12 protein-coding genes and 1 riboswitch are annotated in these 16002 nt (G+C 54.6%); of the genes, 6 read left to right on the forward strand and 6 right to left on the reverse strand.

Annotated elements, in window-relative coordinates:
* Positions 1-186: 186 nt before the first annotated feature.
* On the reverse strand, positions 187-372 hold the full coding sequence (locus tag BQ7382_RS09755; protein WP_077391416.1) for a hypothetical protein: 186 nt from the start codon (positions 370-372) through the stop codon (positions 187-189).
* Positions 373-388: 16 nt separating this feature from the next.
* Between BQ7382_RS09755 and BQ7382_RS09760 the strand changes: the two genes are divergently transcribed.
* The 4 genes from BQ7382_RS09760 to BQ7382_RS09730 all read left to right on the forward strand — a co-directional run bounded on the left by BQ7382_RS09760 (position 389) and on the right by BQ7382_RS09730 (position 6256).
* Positions 389-3985 (forward strand): hypothetical protein, encoded by a 3597-nt coding sequence (locus BQ7382_RS09760; protein ID WP_205408173.1) that lies wholly within the window; start codon positions 389-391, stop codon positions 3983-3985.
* A gap of 69 nt (positions 3986-4054) precedes the next feature.
* Positions 4055-4525, forward strand: coding sequence for a hypothetical protein (locus BQ7382_RS09765; RefSeq protein ID WP_077391418.1), 471 nt, complete (start codon positions 4055-4057; stop codon positions 4523-4525).
* A gap of 87 nt (positions 4526-4612) precedes the next feature.
* Positions 4613-4780, forward strand: a complete 168-nt coding sequence (locus tag BQ7382_RS09770) for a hypothetical protein (protein ID WP_159437257.1) — start codon at positions 4613-4615, stop codon at positions 4778-4780.
* 624 nt (positions 4781-5404) lie between these two features.
* Entirely contained in the window at positions 5405-6256 is an 852-nt protein-coding gene (locus BQ7382_RS09730; protein WP_159437258.1) for a hypothetical protein, read from the forward strand.
* A gap of 570 nt (positions 6257-6826) precedes the next feature.
* On the opposite strand, the gene BQ7382_RS07065 is transcribed toward BQ7382_RS09730, so the two are convergent.
* The 5 genes from BQ7382_RS07065 to BQ7382_RS07085 form a co-directional block, all read right to left on the reverse strand.
* On the reverse strand, positions 6827-7069 hold the full coding sequence (locus tag BQ7382_RS07065; RefSeq protein ID WP_077391421.1) for a DUF3955 domain-containing protein: 243 nt from the start codon (positions 7067-7069) through the stop codon (positions 6827-6829).
* An 86-nt stretch (positions 7070-7155) separates the two neighbouring features.
* On the reverse strand, positions 7156-7560 hold the full coding sequence (locus tag BQ7382_RS07070; protein ID WP_077391849.1) for a C-GCAxxG-C-C family protein: 405 nt from the start codon (positions 7558-7560) through the stop codon (positions 7156-7158).
* Between the two features lie 231 nt (positions 7561-7791).
* On the reverse strand, positions 7792-8022 hold the full coding sequence (locus BQ7382_RS07075; protein ID WP_077391422.1) for a hypothetical protein: 231 nt from the start codon (positions 8020-8022) through the stop codon (positions 7792-7794).
* Between the two features lie 30 nt (positions 8023-8052).
* Positions 8053-10056, reverse strand: coding sequence for a DNA/RNA helicase domain-containing protein (locus tag BQ7382_RS07080; protein WP_077391423.1), 2004 nt, complete (start codon positions 10054-10056; stop codon positions 8053-8055).
* 469 nt (positions 10057-10525) lie between these two features.
* Entirely contained in the window at positions 10526-11665 is a 1140-nt protein-coding gene (locus tag BQ7382_RS07085; protein WP_235847978.1) for an ATP-binding protein, read from the reverse strand.
* A gap of 808 nt (positions 11666-12473) precedes the next feature.
* Positions 12474-12636, forward strand: a riboswitch (Lysine riboswitch).
* 172 nt (positions 12637-12808) lie between these two features.
* Between BQ7382_RS07085 and BQ7382_RS07090 the strand changes: the two genes are divergently transcribed.
* Entirely contained in the window at positions 12809-14275 is a 1467-nt protein-coding gene (locus tag BQ7382_RS07090) for an APC family permease (protein ID WP_077391425.1), read from the forward strand.
* Complete coding sequence (locus BQ7382_RS07095) at positions 14268-15896, forward strand: amidohydrolase (protein WP_077391426.1); 1629 nt, start codon at positions 14268-14270, stop codon at positions 15894-15896. The genes BQ7382_RS07090 and BQ7382_RS07095 overlap by 8 nt, the downstream gene beginning before the upstream one ends.
* The last annotated feature ends 106 nt before the right edge of the window (positions 15897-16002 follow it).

The raw sequence follows: 16002 nt of genomic DNA on the forward strand, positions 1-16002 counted from the left end.
CGTGTTCTCATACGCGGCACCGCATTGTTCGATCTGCCACATGTACGCTTTTTCTTTTTCCAGAAAAGCACTGCGCCACTTCGTCTATTTTAAGACTATCGAAAAAAATGAGCAACACTCAGCGTCAGTCAGCAAGTCGATCTATGACCTAAGCCCGGGTATTGCTCATATTTAATTCGACGGCCTTTACTTTAATACTTTGAGAGGCACGACGTTGTTCAGATCCTCCAGTTCTTCCGGCGATGCCTGTGACTCGCTCGATGCCGCGCCGGCTGTCCTGGATGCGCTGACCTCACCGTTATCCGCTGACGCTCCCGTTCCGTTGCTCATCCTGTTACTTGAGGATGCGCTGAGGGAATCCTCGACCGACATGCTGATGCTCTCTGAGATGCTGTTGCTGTTCTCGGTCTCGGACTCTGAAGCCGCTGTAGATGCGGAAGCCGACTTGCTCTCGCTGGCAGCTGCGCTTGCGCTGTCGCTGGAGCTTGCCCTCTGGCTAGCCGTTGACTGTTCGGTCGCGAGCGACTGGAGTCCGGCCGGAGTCTCAGAGCGGCTGATGGTCACCAGGGTGCTCCCTGCTGCCGGGGCTGCGGCTGCGGTGATCGCACCTGCAGGCGCTGCCGTGGCTGCGGCCGTTGTCACAGCTGCTGTCGTTGCTGTGACTGTTGCCGCTGCGGCAGCAGATGTGGATGCGCTGGCACTCGCGCTGGCTGACGCGCTCTGGCTCTCTGCGGCCGATGCCGACTGGCTTGTGGAGGCCGATCCTGATCCGCTGATGCTGGCCGACTCGCTTGCACTCCTTGCCGATTCTGACTCCGATATCGACGCACTCTCGCTTGTCGATGCGGACTCGCTTGCGCTACGTGCGGATTCGCTTTCCGAAGTCGATGCGGACTCGCTTGCGCTACGTGCGGATCCGCTTTCCGAAGTCGATGCGCTGGCCGAGGTGGATTCACTTACGCTAGTCGATGTGCTCTCGCTGGTGCTAGCGGATGTCGAAGCGCTTTCGCTTGCAGACGTGCTGGCACTTTCGGATGCACTTGTGCTTCCACTCAGTGAAGCGCTCGTTGAAGCGGATTCGCTTTCGCTCATCGATGTGCTCTCGCTGGTGCTAGCGGATGTCGAAGCGCTCTCGCTTGCTGATGTGCTGGCACTTTCGGATGCACTTGTGCTTCCACTCAGTGAAGCGCTCGCTGAAGCGGATTCGCTTACGCTTGTCGAAGTGCTTGCGCTGGTGCTAGCGGATGTCGAAGCGCTTTCGCTTGCAGACGTGCTGGCACTTTCGGATGCACTTGTGCTTCCACTCAGTGAAGCGCTCGTCGAAGCGGATTCACTTGCGCTTGTCGAAGTGCTTGCGCTGGTGCTAGCGGATGTCGAAGCGCTTTCGCTTGCAGACGTGCTGGCACTTTCGGATGCACTTGTGCTTCCACTCAGTGAAGCGCTCGTCGAAGCGGATTCACTTGCGCTTGTCGATATGCTCTCGCTGGTGCTAGCTGATGTCGAAGTGCTCTCGCTTGTCGATGTGCTGACACTTTCGGATTCGCTCGTACTTACGCTCAGTGAAGTGCTCGTTGAAGCAGATTCGCTTACGCTTGTCGACTCGGATTCACTTACACTTGTCGACTCGCTCTCGCTCGTACTTACAGATTCGCTCTCAGATTCGCTTTCGGATTCTGACGCGCTAGTACTGATAGACTCAGATTCACTCTCTGATTCGCTTGTCGATTCGGATTCACTTGCGCTTACTGACTCGCTTTCTGATTCGGACTCACTTGCGCTAGTCGACTCTGATTCGCTTGTGCTTACTGACTCGCTTTCTGATTCGGACTCACTTGCGCTGGTCGACTCTGATTCGCTTGTGCTTACTGACTCACTTTCTGACTCGGACTCACTTGCGCTGGTCGACTCTGATTCACTTGCGCTGATCGATTCGCTCTCTGACTCACTTGTGCTAGTGGATTCACTCTCGCTTGCGCTAGTCGATTCGGACTCGCTTGCACTTATCGATTCGGATTCACTTGTGCTTACTGATTCGCTCTCTGACTCACTGGTGCTTGTCGATTCAGACTCACTTGCGCTGGTCGACTCCGATTCACTTGTGCTGATAGATTCACTCTCAGACTCGCTAGTGCTCGTGGATTCGGACTCACTTGCACTCGTCGACTCCGATTCACTTGTGCTGATAGATTCACTCTCAGACTCGCTAGCGCTCGTGGATTCGGACTCACTTGCGCTGGTCGACTCTGATTCACTTGCGCTGATCGATTCGCTCTCTGACTCACTTGCGCTCGTGGATTCGGACTCACTTGCACTCGTCGACTCGGATTCGCTTGCGCTGATCGATTCGCTCTCTGACTCGCTTGTGCTCGTGGATTCGGACTCACTTGCACTCGTCGACTCCGATTCACTCTCACTTGCGCTGGTCGACTCTGATTCACTTGCGCTGATCGATTCGCTCTCTGACTCACTTGCGCTCGTGTATTCGGACTCACTTGCACTCGTCGACTCGGATTCGCTTGCGCTGATCGATTCGCTCTCTGACTCGCTTGTACTCGTGGATTCGGACTCACTTGCACTCGTCGACTCTGATTCACTTGCGCTGGTCGACTCTGATTCACTTGTGCTGATAGATTCACTCTCAGACTCGCTAGCGCTCGTGGATTCGGACTCACTTGCACTCGTCGACTCGGATTCGCTTGCGCTGATCGATTCGCTCTCTGACTCGCTTGTACTCGTGGATTCGGACTCACTTGCACTCGTCGACTCTGATTCACTTGCGCTGGTCGACTCTGATTCACTTGTGCTGATAGATTCACTCTCAGACTCGCTAGCGCTCGTGGATTCGGACTCACTTGCACTCGTCGACTCTGATTCGCTTGCGCTGATCGATTCGCTCTCCGACTCACTGCTGCTTGTCGATTCACTCTCGCTTGCGCTGGTCGACTCCGATTCACTTGTGCTGATAGATTCACTCTCAGACTCGCTAGCGCTCGTGGATTCGGACTCACTTGCGCTGGTCGACTCTGATTCACTTGCGCTGATCGATTCGCTCTCTGACTCACTTGTGCTCGTGGATTCGGACTCACTTGCACTCGTCGACTCGGATTCGCTTGCGCTGATCGATTCGCTCTCCGACTCACTAGTGCTTGTCGACTCTGATTCACTAGTGCTTATCGATTCGCTCTCTGACTCCGACTCGCTTTCGGATTCAGACTCACTTGCACTCGTCGACTCTGATTCACTTGCGCTGATTGATTCGCTCTCTGACTCGCTCGTGCTAGTTGATTCGGACTCGCTGGCGCTGGTCGACTCTGATTCACTTGTGCTGATAGATTCACTCTCCGCCTCGCTCGTGCTAGTTGATTCACTCTCGCTAGCGCTGGTCGACTCTGATTCGCTTGCGCTTACTGATTCGCTCTCTGACTCCGACTCGCTTTCGGATTCGGACTCACTTGCACTCGTCGACTCGGATTCGCTTGCGCTGATCGATTCGCTCTCCGACTCACTGCTGCTTGTCGATTCACTCTCGCTTGCGCTGGTCGACTCCGATTCACTTGTGCTGATAGATTCACTCTCAGACTCGCTAGCGCTCGTGGATTCGGACTCACTTGCGCTGGTCGACTCTGATTCACTTGCGCTGATCGATTCGCTCTCTGACTCCGACTCGCTTTCGGATTCGGACTCGCTTGTGCTTACTGATTCGCTCTCGGATTCGGACTCACTCGCGCTAGTCGATGTGCTCACGCTGGTGCTTACGGACGTCGATTCACTTTCACTCGCCGATGTACTTGCGCTTTCAGATGCGCTCGTGCTTCCGCTCAGTGACGCACTCGTCGACTCGGATTCTTTTATGCTTGTTGACTCGCTCTCGCTCAAAGACGCGCTTGTCGATGCCGATTCGCTTGCGCTCGTCGATGTGCTCGCGCTGGTGCTGGCGGACGTCGACGCACTTTCACTCGCCGATGTGCTGGCGGAGGTGCTCTGAGAAAGCCTTTCGCTCTGGCTCCTCGACAGTGAATCCGACCTGCTGGCGCTGAGGCTCTGGGATGCAGAGGTGCTCTCGCTGGCGCTGATCGATTGGCTTATCACTGTGCTCAGGCTCTCGCTGCCGCTTTCGCTTGCACTCGTGCTGCTGGACTCCTGTGCCGAAGCACTCTCGGACGCAGAGACTGAAGCGCTTTCGCTGAGAGACTGGTTTTCCGAATCCCTCTGGGAAACGCTGTTGCTCACGCTTGTGGAGGCTTCGCTCAGAGAAGTGCTCCTGGACGCTATGCTCTCGCTTTCAGATGCAGACGTCGAAAGGCTGAGCGACTTGCTCGTGCTCGCGCTTTCGGACTCGCTCGCCAGGCTGCGGCTCTGGGAGGCGGACTCAGACGCCGCGCTTTCGGACTGCGACAATACCTCAGACAGGCTCTGCGATGCCGACCTGCTGGCGCTGTCAGACTCAGAAGCCTCTATCGAGGCGCTGGCCGAGGCGCTGGCATCGCTGGCAATGCTCCTCGAAGCACTCTCGCTCGCCCGCTGAGACAGGGATTCACGCTCAGATGCTTTTTCCGACTGAGACCTGCTCACCGATGCTGAACGGGAGGCCTGCTGGGAAATGCTCTGCGAAATGGATCTGCTCGTGCTCTGCGAGGCGCTGGCGTGGCTCTGGCTCTGGGAAAGAGAAGTGCTGGTGCTGGCGCTCAGGGAGCGGCTTTCCGAGTTGGAAAGGGACTGGCTCTCCCGCGTGGAGGCCGAAGCACTCTGCTTGTTCGAAACAGAGGCAGACGTGGACTGAGACATGGAAGTCAGCTCGCTGACGTTCCTCGCCTCGTCTGTGTAGTTGCCGCTGTATGAGACCACCACAACGCCCCTGTTCGTCCCTTCAGCGCTGGTGCTTTCACCAACGGTAGGATGAACAGTATATCCTCCGGCGTTTCTGCTGTAGTGTGATGCCGATGTGCTTGATGTGGCCTGGATGCTCACCGCAACATTGGCGATGGTCTTGCCCCAGTTCTCGTAGTCTCCGAGCTGCGTGTCGAACTCGATGGTGACAGGGCCGGAAACATCGATTTTTTCAGTCGTCGAATAGCTCTGGCCCCAGTATCTTCCGGTGTAATCCAGAGTGTTTATGTTGGAGCCGAGAGATGTTTTCTTCAACTCTCCAGATGGGCTCCACTGGGTCCTGCTGAATGAATCCTCGTTGTTGTAAAGGCCTTCTTCCAGAGTGTAGGTGTTGCCCGATGCATCGGTGACGGTGATGTTCTCCTGGGAGCCCGCTCCGGCGATGACATTGAGATAAAGGCCGAAGTACTGGTACTTGTTGCTGCTCCACCAGAAATAGGAGTTTACGTCCTTCGCCTGGAACACGGCGGTCCAGTGGATCACGCCAGTCTCCAGGTCGAGAGTGCCGACAAGATTCTTGATAGTACCGTTGGATGTAGCCTCGAACACCTTGACCTTGGTCACTTTTTCAATTCCCGCGGCCTCGCTCATGGATGCGGAGGTGCTGGCGCTTATGGACGCCGACTCCGAGGCGGACTGCGACGCACTGGCGCTTGCTGAGGCGGAAAGGCTCTGCGACCTGCTTTTTTCAGCCGAAACAGACCGGGAAGCGGAAGCCGATGCACTCATGCTCTCGCTCTCGGATACAGACATTGAAGTACTCTCGGAGTCCATCTGGCTGAGATGCCTGGATCCCTCCAGCGACTCGGAAATGATGGCGCTGGTCTCCAGCGATTCCTCCATTGATGCGGAGGCCGATGCACTGGCCTCTGCTGAAACTGATCCGTTCATCATTCTCCTGCTGGTGGACGCCGATGCGGACTCGCTGGCGCTGGCGCTGGCCGACTGCGACTGGCTCAGGGATGCACTGGTGCTGGCCTCTGCGGAAGCCGAAAGGCTCCTGCTCTGCTGCTCGCTGGCTGCCGTGGAAAGGGAGTCGCTCTCGGAGGCGGACTCGCTTGCCTGCCTGTGGGAGACGCTCACCGAAGCCAGCTGGCTGGCCGCCTCGGAAAGGCTGGCCTTGTCCTGCTCGTCCTGCTCGGAGTTCACGTTCGACACGGACTGGCTGGTGGCTGCAGACTCTGCTGTAGACTGTGCCGCAGAAGCGCTCATGTTGGTGCTCGCCGAAGTCGACATGGATGCCGACTGCACGCTGCTGTCTGATGCGGCGCGGGAAGCGCTGTCGGACTGGGCAGTGCTGGCTGAAGCTGATTCGTACGCCTCGCTGTCAACGGCGCTGTTGGACTGGCTTATTGAATTCGCTTCCTGATCCGACTGGGAAAGTGACAGCGACAGGGAATCCGTCTCGTCGGTGTCAGATTCGGATAGGGATTCAGTACGTGAATCCGAGGCCGATTCCATCAGGCTCTCTGAGAGCTGACTTTCGGACTCCGTCTGCGACTCAGCGCCATAAACAACGTTCCCCTGCGCATACATGGTGGTGCCGCCGATGACCACCCCGGCAGTCGCTGCGCTTTTAAGAAGTGCGTTTTTTCTCTTTCTCTGGGCGGTTGTTTTTTGCTTTTTACTCTTCTTGCTCATGATGACACCCGTTTTGTTGAAAAATATAATTGCTTATCTGTTTGGTGTTCAGTTGGTAACAAATCGATAGAACTACCCACCGGAACCGCTGTTCCGTGTGACCAGATTTATTGTTTTTGTGACATAACACAAATTATCGTTATCTGTTTATCTATTGTAACACAAACAAAATACGCTGCTTCACCCAAAGGTGTAAAAACAGCGTAAAATGTGATTTTTTTTGTGTCCAAAATCTTGTCCGGACATGCTTAAGGGGAAGGAACAGGCCGTCGCCTCTCTCACCCCGGTCCCATGACGCTTATCGATGATCTCCTTCCATCGGATTTTCTTTTTTCCTGGTCCTGGACCAAGAGACAACCCCGGTGACCACCATCTCCGCGGCACCGGCGAAGATCATCAGGAAGCCGACCGGGATCAGGTAAAAGTTTTCGTGGAGCATCCCCGATGCGTACACGTATTCCACGGAGTTTGCCTTGATGAACAGACACATAAGTCCCATGATCACCAGCATCAGCCCGATGGCCGCCGCCGTGCGGTTCATATGGGCGCGGCAAGCAAGTGGCCCTTGCAGCGCCGCCGCAAATGGTATTTTACAGCGCAAGCGGTGCTTTACAACACCTGAAAACTCTACAGCCCCAGGAACTCCTCGGCCACCTCGACGCCTGCCCTGATGCAGTCCTGGCAGCTGCAGATGACCACTCCCGTATCGATCCCCTTGAGATCCTTACAGACGAGCGCACCAGTCTTTTCCTTAAAAGCCTCTGTCATATCCCTGCACAGCTTGTACGTGGACGCCTTGGTCTTCGGGCTCTCCAGGTCCCCGTCGCTGTACTTCAGGCCGGCCAGCATGATGGCGCCGGACAGGGCGCCGCAGGTGTTCTCCATGCTGCCCATCCCGAGGCCGAACCCCTCGGCCATCTTGAAGGCCGTCTGCGGGTCCACTCCCAGCTCATCGCACATGGAGAGAAGCACCGCCTGAGCGCAGTTGTATCGCTTGTCGTGGAGCGCTATCGCTTTTTCTTTATTAGTCATGACTTTTTTCTCCTCTTCGAAAAGTTTCCTGAAAAAAAGGCTCCCGGCACTGCCACAGCACCCGGCGCCTTCGCAGTACATTTTACACCTTTTGAAGGGTTTGCACACTCAACTTATCATTCAACTTATCATTCAACCTGACGACACGATCGTCCGGAGCTGTAAACTTTATCATGATGTCTCAGGGTGAAAGATAATCATTTATTTCAAGTAGAATATCGTGTTCTCAATTCATTTCACCAGGTGAGCCACAGCCAGCAGCGAAGCCACTCCCGCGATCAAGATCGCCGGCAATACGAATATCGCAAATCCAAGCAGGCTCACCGCGATCACGCCAAGTATCAAATAAAATACCATCCCAAGGAAGAATCCAAGGACAGTCCCAACAACGTGGAAGACAAGGCCTGCCACCTTGAAGAGCACCCAGAGCATGAAAATAATAAATATCGTACTTAGCAGCATATTATCCTCCCCTCAACGAATTGCGTCATTCTAACACTGTTGAGGGAGATCTTCAATTCCACAAGATTTAAGATAATCATAAATTTCGTCGTAGAACTTGTGATTTCTGGTTGGATCTTCTTCCGGGTCGACGCCCCTCGGAACGAAGATCACCATTCCCTGCCGGGCCCTGGTCAGAAGTACGCGATAGGAATTCACCAGGTATCTCTGTTGCTCCGGTTTTTTCCTTCTTTGCCAGTCCTTGCCTCTAAAGTTGAAATATCTCCATCCCTCACCGCTCTCGTTTCGCCTGAGATCAGCATCCCAGCATACGACTGACCAGTCCAGTTCCAGTCCCTGAACATCAAACTCGCTGGCCACCACCTCCATAGCATTCGAGGACCTGAGATCATCGCTTGAGGCCAAGAACCAATTTTCAACGTCCATGTTCTTGATGATATATATGCCCTCCGGCCTGAGCCTCTGGGCGTCACTGCACGCCAGAACGCCGCACCGCTGAGAACCCCGGACCTGTCCTCGTGCCCATTTTTTTGCAGAGGCGTAATCTCTCGTGATAAACACTGGATATTTCTTTGAAATTTCCCTGTAAGTCTCTGCTGCACTGACGGGATCATTGTCCAGAAGAGCATCCACAAATCGGCACTGCTTGTCCGCCCTGAATGATCTGATAGAGGTTTTCAAATGCAGATCCTTCAGCGGATGGCAACGGGCGCAATTCTCAATCATCTCCCTGTCGATGCTTTTGTCTTCTACCTGATTGAAGATGTCCGGTGAATAGTAAATCTCCCAGCCCGGAAAGTCCTCCACACCACACCTGAACCACTCGTTAATTCCAACCTCTCCGTCATAAATGTCCTGGCCCAGACCAACTAGACCTATCACCACGGCCCAGTCCTGGTGCCTGTCCATGACATCGATTATCAGGTGCGGCTCGCTCACGTCCATTGCGGGATTGTCCGCGTGTTTTCTTTTCATTTTTCCCTGATTCCACACACGCTGGGCTTCATCAAAGATCAAAATGTGTTCAGCCGTGGGCATGTTGTGTGATGCGTTATCATTCTTAAACGCGAAGCTGCTCTGTATCAAGGCTTCTATCGCAGTTTTCGTTTCCCGGTTAAGCTGCTTCCTTGCCTTCACGCTTTTCTTGAGCGCCTCCCGAAGCACCTTGACCAGCGGGCCATTTCCAGAAAGATACACGCTCAAGTTTCCAGCGCCGCGATCCATGTTTTTCGCAACTACATCGAGGCCCACGAGAGTTTTTCCTGCCCCCGGAACCCCCGTGACAAAGCACATGCACTTTTTCTTGTTCTCCCTGGCGTAATCGATCAGCCTGAAAATCTTCTCTTCGCAGTTATCGATGTTTGTCTGTCCCGCTTCTGACTGGGCGATATCGCTGAGATTGTGGGAACTGTAGGCCTCCACCGCAGCAGCGATTATCGTGGGGGTTGGGTAATAGGGAGAATTGAACCACTTGTCAAAATCGATACTCTCGTCATCGCCGTACAGGTCGACGATCTGCGAAATTTTCGGGATCACAGTCTCGATGTTTTCCCGCTGGAGATGAACCTGCTTGTCCGGATAGCAATCCAGAGACTGGTGCTTTTTGTACGGTTTCGCATCGGTGGCAATCAAGATCGGGCACACGTATAGGTTTTCCGATTCCTTGTGAAAGTTCTTTATGTCAAGTGCGTAGTCTTCGGCCTGCTGGGCGTCCTGTGCGGTAAAAACATTTTTTCCGTTCTTGAACTCCAGCGAAAAGACCATGTGGCGGATCAGCAGAATGACGTCGATCCTCTTTCCCAGCCTGACTATGTCGTACTCAAAGATGATGTCGCCTTCCATCTCGCAGGCTTCCAGCCTCGTCTGAAGCTCGCTTACCTGATTTTCCCATGCATTGGACTGCTCTTTGTTGATTTCGAAGGAATGCTTAACCAGCTGGCCGATGATCGAACTCGAGTTATCCTTGATAAAACCCGGGATTGAGTTGCAGTAATAGGCCTTGCCGGACTGCGTCGAAAAAGTATATTTGTTCACCCTTGTGCCACCTCGTTCTTATTCTCTGAATACGTTGATTTTACCCTATTACACGTCATGCGGTCAAAAGGAGCGCTTGATTTTTCGGCGAGTTGGCAAGATATTTTTCGGCGAGTTGGCCGATTATTTTTCGGTGAGTTGGCCAATTATTTTTCGGCGAGTTGGCGTTTTTTCAGGCTGGCTGTAAGCCGCGTCGGAGATCTCTCACTATCCACTCCGCTTATACCGTCTTCAGCCATCGGCAGTGTACTCTTTTCTCTTCTTGAATCATCATCTTCAGTGAGGCCCCGACGGCCGTAACTGGAAGGATCGTTAAAGGCCGACGCATGAAATACAGATGCGCCGACATTCTTTTCCGATTACTTCAACAAATTCGAAGAGCACGACATCTCAAACAGAAAGGTGATCCCGATCAGCGACCCGGAAGCCTCCGTCGATCCAGTCATTCTCGCCCGTTGCTACGGTATTCTCAGTCTTCGTCTCCTGTGTCTTCAAAGCCATAGTCGTCTACCGTGTAGTACCTCTGGTTCTTGCTGCGCGGCCTGTCGGCGAGGGTCATCCCAAGCTTTCCGGACTCCAGCAGCGGCTGCACGTATTTGGACATGGCGTAAAAGACCGTTTTCACATGCATGTGGTCGGCGATCTCCTGGCGGGACTTCGGGGTCCGGCAGTATGAGAGCAGCTCCTGCTCCGCATCCTCCAGCGTCATTTTCTCCCGTGGGCTCTCAGGCTCCTGCGATCCATGAGGATCCTGCGATATTCGCGGATCCTGCGGCCGGCCGCCCTCTGGGTGTGCGACTTTTTTTTCATTATAAAAAGTAACTACGAACTCATCTCTCCTGTTCTCGAACACCGGTTCCGGAAGGCCGTATTCCCTCATGGCCCTCCTCATGGTCGGTATCCCTGAATACCTGTTTTCGGCGCTCGTGAGGGTCTCAGCCATCACCGCCAGTGCCGGGTTCCTCTGATCCGGCTTCGCATAGCCCAGCTGCTCCAGGCTCATCCTCCCGTACAGGTCCCCCGGACTGTGTATCTCAAGCCTGTCCGCAAAGATGTCGATCTGCACCGGCGTCCCTTGCGTGTAAATGCTGTAGTCCCTGTGTATCAAGGCGTTCAGGATAGCTTCCCGCAAGGCCTCCACGGGATACTCCGTGCGGTCCCGGCGCAGGCCCGTCTCCGGATCTATCACCGTCCTGGTCTTCATGTTCCTGCGGCAGAACAGAAGCGCCTCCTCTATCATCCCGGGGATCGTTCCCTCGATCCGCCGGTTATCCAGGAACCGGGCATCCTGTTCGTCCGTATCCCCTATCTCAGTTCCTGGAACAACGATGGCTGTAATGCAGAGCTGCGGGAAATATCCCTGGGGATATATGCCGAAGTTCATGACCGCGGCAAGCGTCGGCCTGTCTCCCCGTGTAAGGTTGAGCATCTCGCAGGCCTGATCGTGGGAGAGCCTTGAGAATCCCGGCCGCTCCTGCCGCCGGAGCTCGATGTACTTTTCCATCTCCTCTTCGTCCAGGCTGTCGATGCACGCCCTCTCCACGGGACGTTCGTCATCGTGAAGGTGCTTCCGGAAGGCCTCAAAGCTGTACAGCTCGTACTCGGTCATTTGCATGTCCGCATCCCCGACCCGGACATACGAGCCCCGGACTTTCCCGACGCCCCTGTAATAACAAGGCCTTTCGGATATGTCGATGGCCGGTATCTCGGCGGAACAAATCCATTTTCCATCTATATAGGATCTGGTTCGGTCTTAGGCTCGAATTCTTATCTGATCACAAGTTTTCAATCAGATGTCACGGCCGATGTCAATACACAGTTCTGGCTAATTTTAGATGATTCAAGGAGTACAGCCTCATGGATATTTATGCAAAATAATAATTCCACTCCACATGCCCTTTTTTCGGCGTATCCCCTGGAAAATATTAGAATAGTTGAGCTGCGGCGATTCAGAAATTTTAAAGGAGTCTCATTATTTGGTCTCAACAGCGTAGTTATCTGTTCCGATGTGACCATGTCGTGTGACTTTTCTGGGACAGGCAAGGTCAGAAGCCACATGATGTGAATAAATATGTAAAGTAATCAGAAAAAATACTAAATTGTTTGGTAATGTACTTTTTCTTAGAGGTGAGCAGAAGAAATTTTCCAGGGGATACGCCGAAAAGCACGTCTTTTACTGGAAAATGGATCCACTCAAGAAACCCAAAAGCCCACTTCCTGCAACTAGAAGTCTCACGGCACCCGAATCTCTATATCTGAGAGCGGCTCATGTGACCTGGTTCCTATCTGTGGTCTCACAATACTCGAACGGCCCATGTTTGTGATTTTGCATTAATTCGCGTTCGAGATAAATTGTTTTTTAATTAAATTTTACAAATTTCCCCTTGCCATAGCCTTTTCCTGTGTGTATAATCTCCCCAATAGATAGAGGCGCGACTGACAAGAGTATCCGGAGCGCGGCGCAGGGGCCGCCGGAGAAAGGGGATGTCGCCGAAGGTTTCGCACCTCCTGAAGGTGCGGATCCTGGGCCGCAGGTCAACAGCCTGCGGACTGTCGCGAAAGCGGAGCGCTATCATGTTAAGAATAAGCTAATTGGTGTATCTCTTCCTGGAATGCCGCACGGCGGCTTTTCGGGAGGCGGTCGGCCTGACTAGTAAATTCTGGAGTCATGATGGTGGCATCATGGCTCCATTTTTCATGATGCCTCTATTGTACGTTTCATTTTCACAACGTTCGACAGGAGGAAAAAACCATGAACGACGAGAGAAACCTTACAGGGATCAACGCCATCCCGGTGGGACATCCCCACACCAGATCATCCGCCCCGGATGCGGGAAGGATCGCCGAGCTTACTACTGATAAGACCGATTTCAAGAGAGAGATCGGCGTCTTCGGGGGAGTGAGCGTCATCGGAGGTATCATGATAGGCTCAGGCATCTTCTACCTGGGTGCCTATGTGCTCCAGAGGACCGGCATGAACAGCGGCCTCGCCCTGATATGCTGGATCGTGGCAGGCATCATCTCCCTCTTCGGAGGCCTGTGCTACGCAGAGCTGGGCTGTGCCATGCCGAGAGCAGGCGGCTCCTTGGTCTACCTCAACGAAGCCTATCACCCGGTAGTCGGATTCATGTCCGGCTTCACAACATTTCTCATCGGCGGCCCCGGCTCTATCGCGGCCGTGGCCATCGCCATGATGACCGTGCTCCAGTCCCTCCTCGGGATCAGCTCGGCCGGCGTCAAGATCGGCGCAATCGTCCTCATAATCGGAACCACAGTTTACAATCTCTACGGAGTGAAGCTCGCTTCCACCGTACAGAACGTATCCATGATCGCAAAGCTGGTGCCGATCGTGATAATACTGGCAGCCGCCCTTTTTGCAGGCTCACAGACGCCTGACCTCTCTCTGGGCTCCGCCTCCACATACGCCACGGACAACAACACCAGCATTTTCGGGATGATGGCACTGGCCATCGTAGCGGCCCTCTGGGCATACGAGGGCTGGACCAACCTGAACACCGTCACCGAGGAGATGAGGAACCCTAAGAGGAACCTGCCTCTGGCCCTCATCATCGGCATCGGCGGAGTCACGCTCCTGTACACGCTTTTCAACTACGCCATCATGAGGGTGCTCCCTCACAGCACGATGGTCTCCATGATCAACAGCGGCGACGTATACCTGGGCACGGCCGTGGCAAGACAGGTGCTCGGAAGCGCCGGAGCCATGGTCATCGCAGTGGGCATGATCCTCGCTATGTTCGGATCGCTCAACGGCATGACGCTTGCTTTTCCAAGAATGTACTACGCAATGGCGAAGGAAGGCCACTTCTTCCAGAGCTTCGGACGCCTTCACCCAGTCCACAGGACACCGACCACGGCGATCCTGGTGCAGTGCGTGATCTCCTGCGCCCTCGTCCTCATGAGGGACCTCGACCAGCTCACGAACCTGGTGGTCCTGTCGAGCATGCTTTTCAACATCCTCGTGATCATCGCTGTGCCGATCCTCAGGAGAAAGTACCCTCACATAGAGAGGCCTTACAAGGTCTGGTTCTACCCTGTGTCCGTCATCATCGTGGCCGCGATCTTCATCGCCCTGTTCATCCAGGGTGCTGTGGACGACCCGGTGAACGGCTTCGCCGGATTCATCGTGCCTGCAGCCGGAGCAATTGTTTACTGGCTCTTCGACAGGAGAAACGCAAGAGAGGAGCAGATCAATGGCTAGAATGCTTTTATATAATGGAAAAGTCTATGTCTCCCGCGGACATTTCGAGGAGGCGGTGCTCGTCGAGGACGGCGTCATCAGCGCCGTTGGAAAAAGCGAAGAACTGCTGGCTCTTGCCGGCCCGTCGGCGGAGCTGCGGGACTGCGGTGGCAGAACGGTGATCCCGGGTCTCAACGACACCCACATGCACCTGATGCAGTTCGCCCAGGCCAGGAACCAGGCCCAGATAATGGGGGCCACGTCCATCGCTGAGCTGATCGACATCTGCCGCAGGTTCGCCGAGGAGCACCCGGAAAGGGTGACCGGCGGCCTCCTTGCCGGAGGCTGGAACCAGGACTGCTTCACGGACAGCAGCCGGCTGCCTGATCGCCACGACCTGGACCAGATCAGCACGGAATATCCGGTGATGCTGATCCGAGCCTGCTACCACATCTCCGCGGTGAACACCAGGCTGCTGGAGATGCTCAACGTGACAGAGGATCCACGGTTCAGCGAGCGCGATTACGGAGTCGATGAAAACGGCGAGCCAAACGGCCTGCTCTACGAAAACGGAAGCAACATCGCCCAAGGGATCATGACGGAACTCACCTCTGGAAGTGTCAGGCAGGACATCCTCGATGCCATGGATTACTGCGTTTCCCGCGGTGTCACATCGATGCACAGCAACGATGCCGGCAGCAGCGTAATGGAACGCCAGGACGTCTTCGATCTTTTCCACGAAATATACAACAGCGGCGAGGGCAAGCTGCGCTACCGCCATCAGGTATGCTTCGACACTCCGGAGCAATTTCTGGATTCATTGGAAAACGGCGAATATGCTCGCCAGGCTGAGCTCTATCCCGAAGGATCATGGCTCACCCTGGGACCTCTCAAGCTCTTCAAGGACGGAAGCCTCGGCGCCCGCACTGCGCTCATGAGCGATGGATACGTCGGCGATCCTGACAACCACGGGCTGGAAGGTGTTTCAGACGGACAGATGGAAAGGTTCTGCTCCATAGCAAAAGATCACGGTATACAGATGGTAACCCACGGCATCGGCGACGAATCCATCAGGCGCATCGTGCGCAGCTATAGAAACGGTTTTGTGAATGGCAGGAACACGCTGCGCCATTCCGTGAACCACTGCCAGATCACGGATCACGAGATCCTCGATCAGATCGCACGGGACGACATCCTGGTTCAAGCTCAGCCGATCTTCCTGAATTACGATATGCACATCGCCGAGGATCTGGTCGGGCACGACCTCGCCTCCACCTCTTACGCCTGGTCCACCCTTCAGCGGAGCGGCGTTCACGTTTCCTACGGCACGGACTGCCCGGTCGAAGACTGCAATCCGTTCCCGAACATCTACATGGCCGTGACGAGAAAAGATCTGAACGGGTATCCGGAAGGCGGCTACTTCCCGCAGGAGTGCGTGGATGTAGAGACGGCGATCGACGCCTACACGCTGGAGAGCGCTTACCTGGAGTTCCAGGAAAACGAAAAGGGACGGATCAAGCCGGGGTATGTGGCTGACATGGTGGTCCTGGGCAGGGATATCTTCACCGTTGAACCGGATGAGATCAAGGACATATTGCCGGTTATGACGATGGTTGGCGGACAGATCGTCTTTGAAGGCTAGCGGCAGCTGCAGAAAGGCGGTTGCCTGAATACAGTCGAAAGAAAGCAGTTATAGAGGGGCGTCAGCGCCTCATCTGCTGAGAGCCCGGGGCGCCAGTGACTGGTGC

The organism is Mobilibacterium timonense, from assembly GCF_900155555.1.
Taxonomy (GTDB): Bacteria; Bacillota; Clostridia; order Peptostreptococcales; family Anaerovoracaceae; genus Allobaileyella; species Allobaileyella timonense.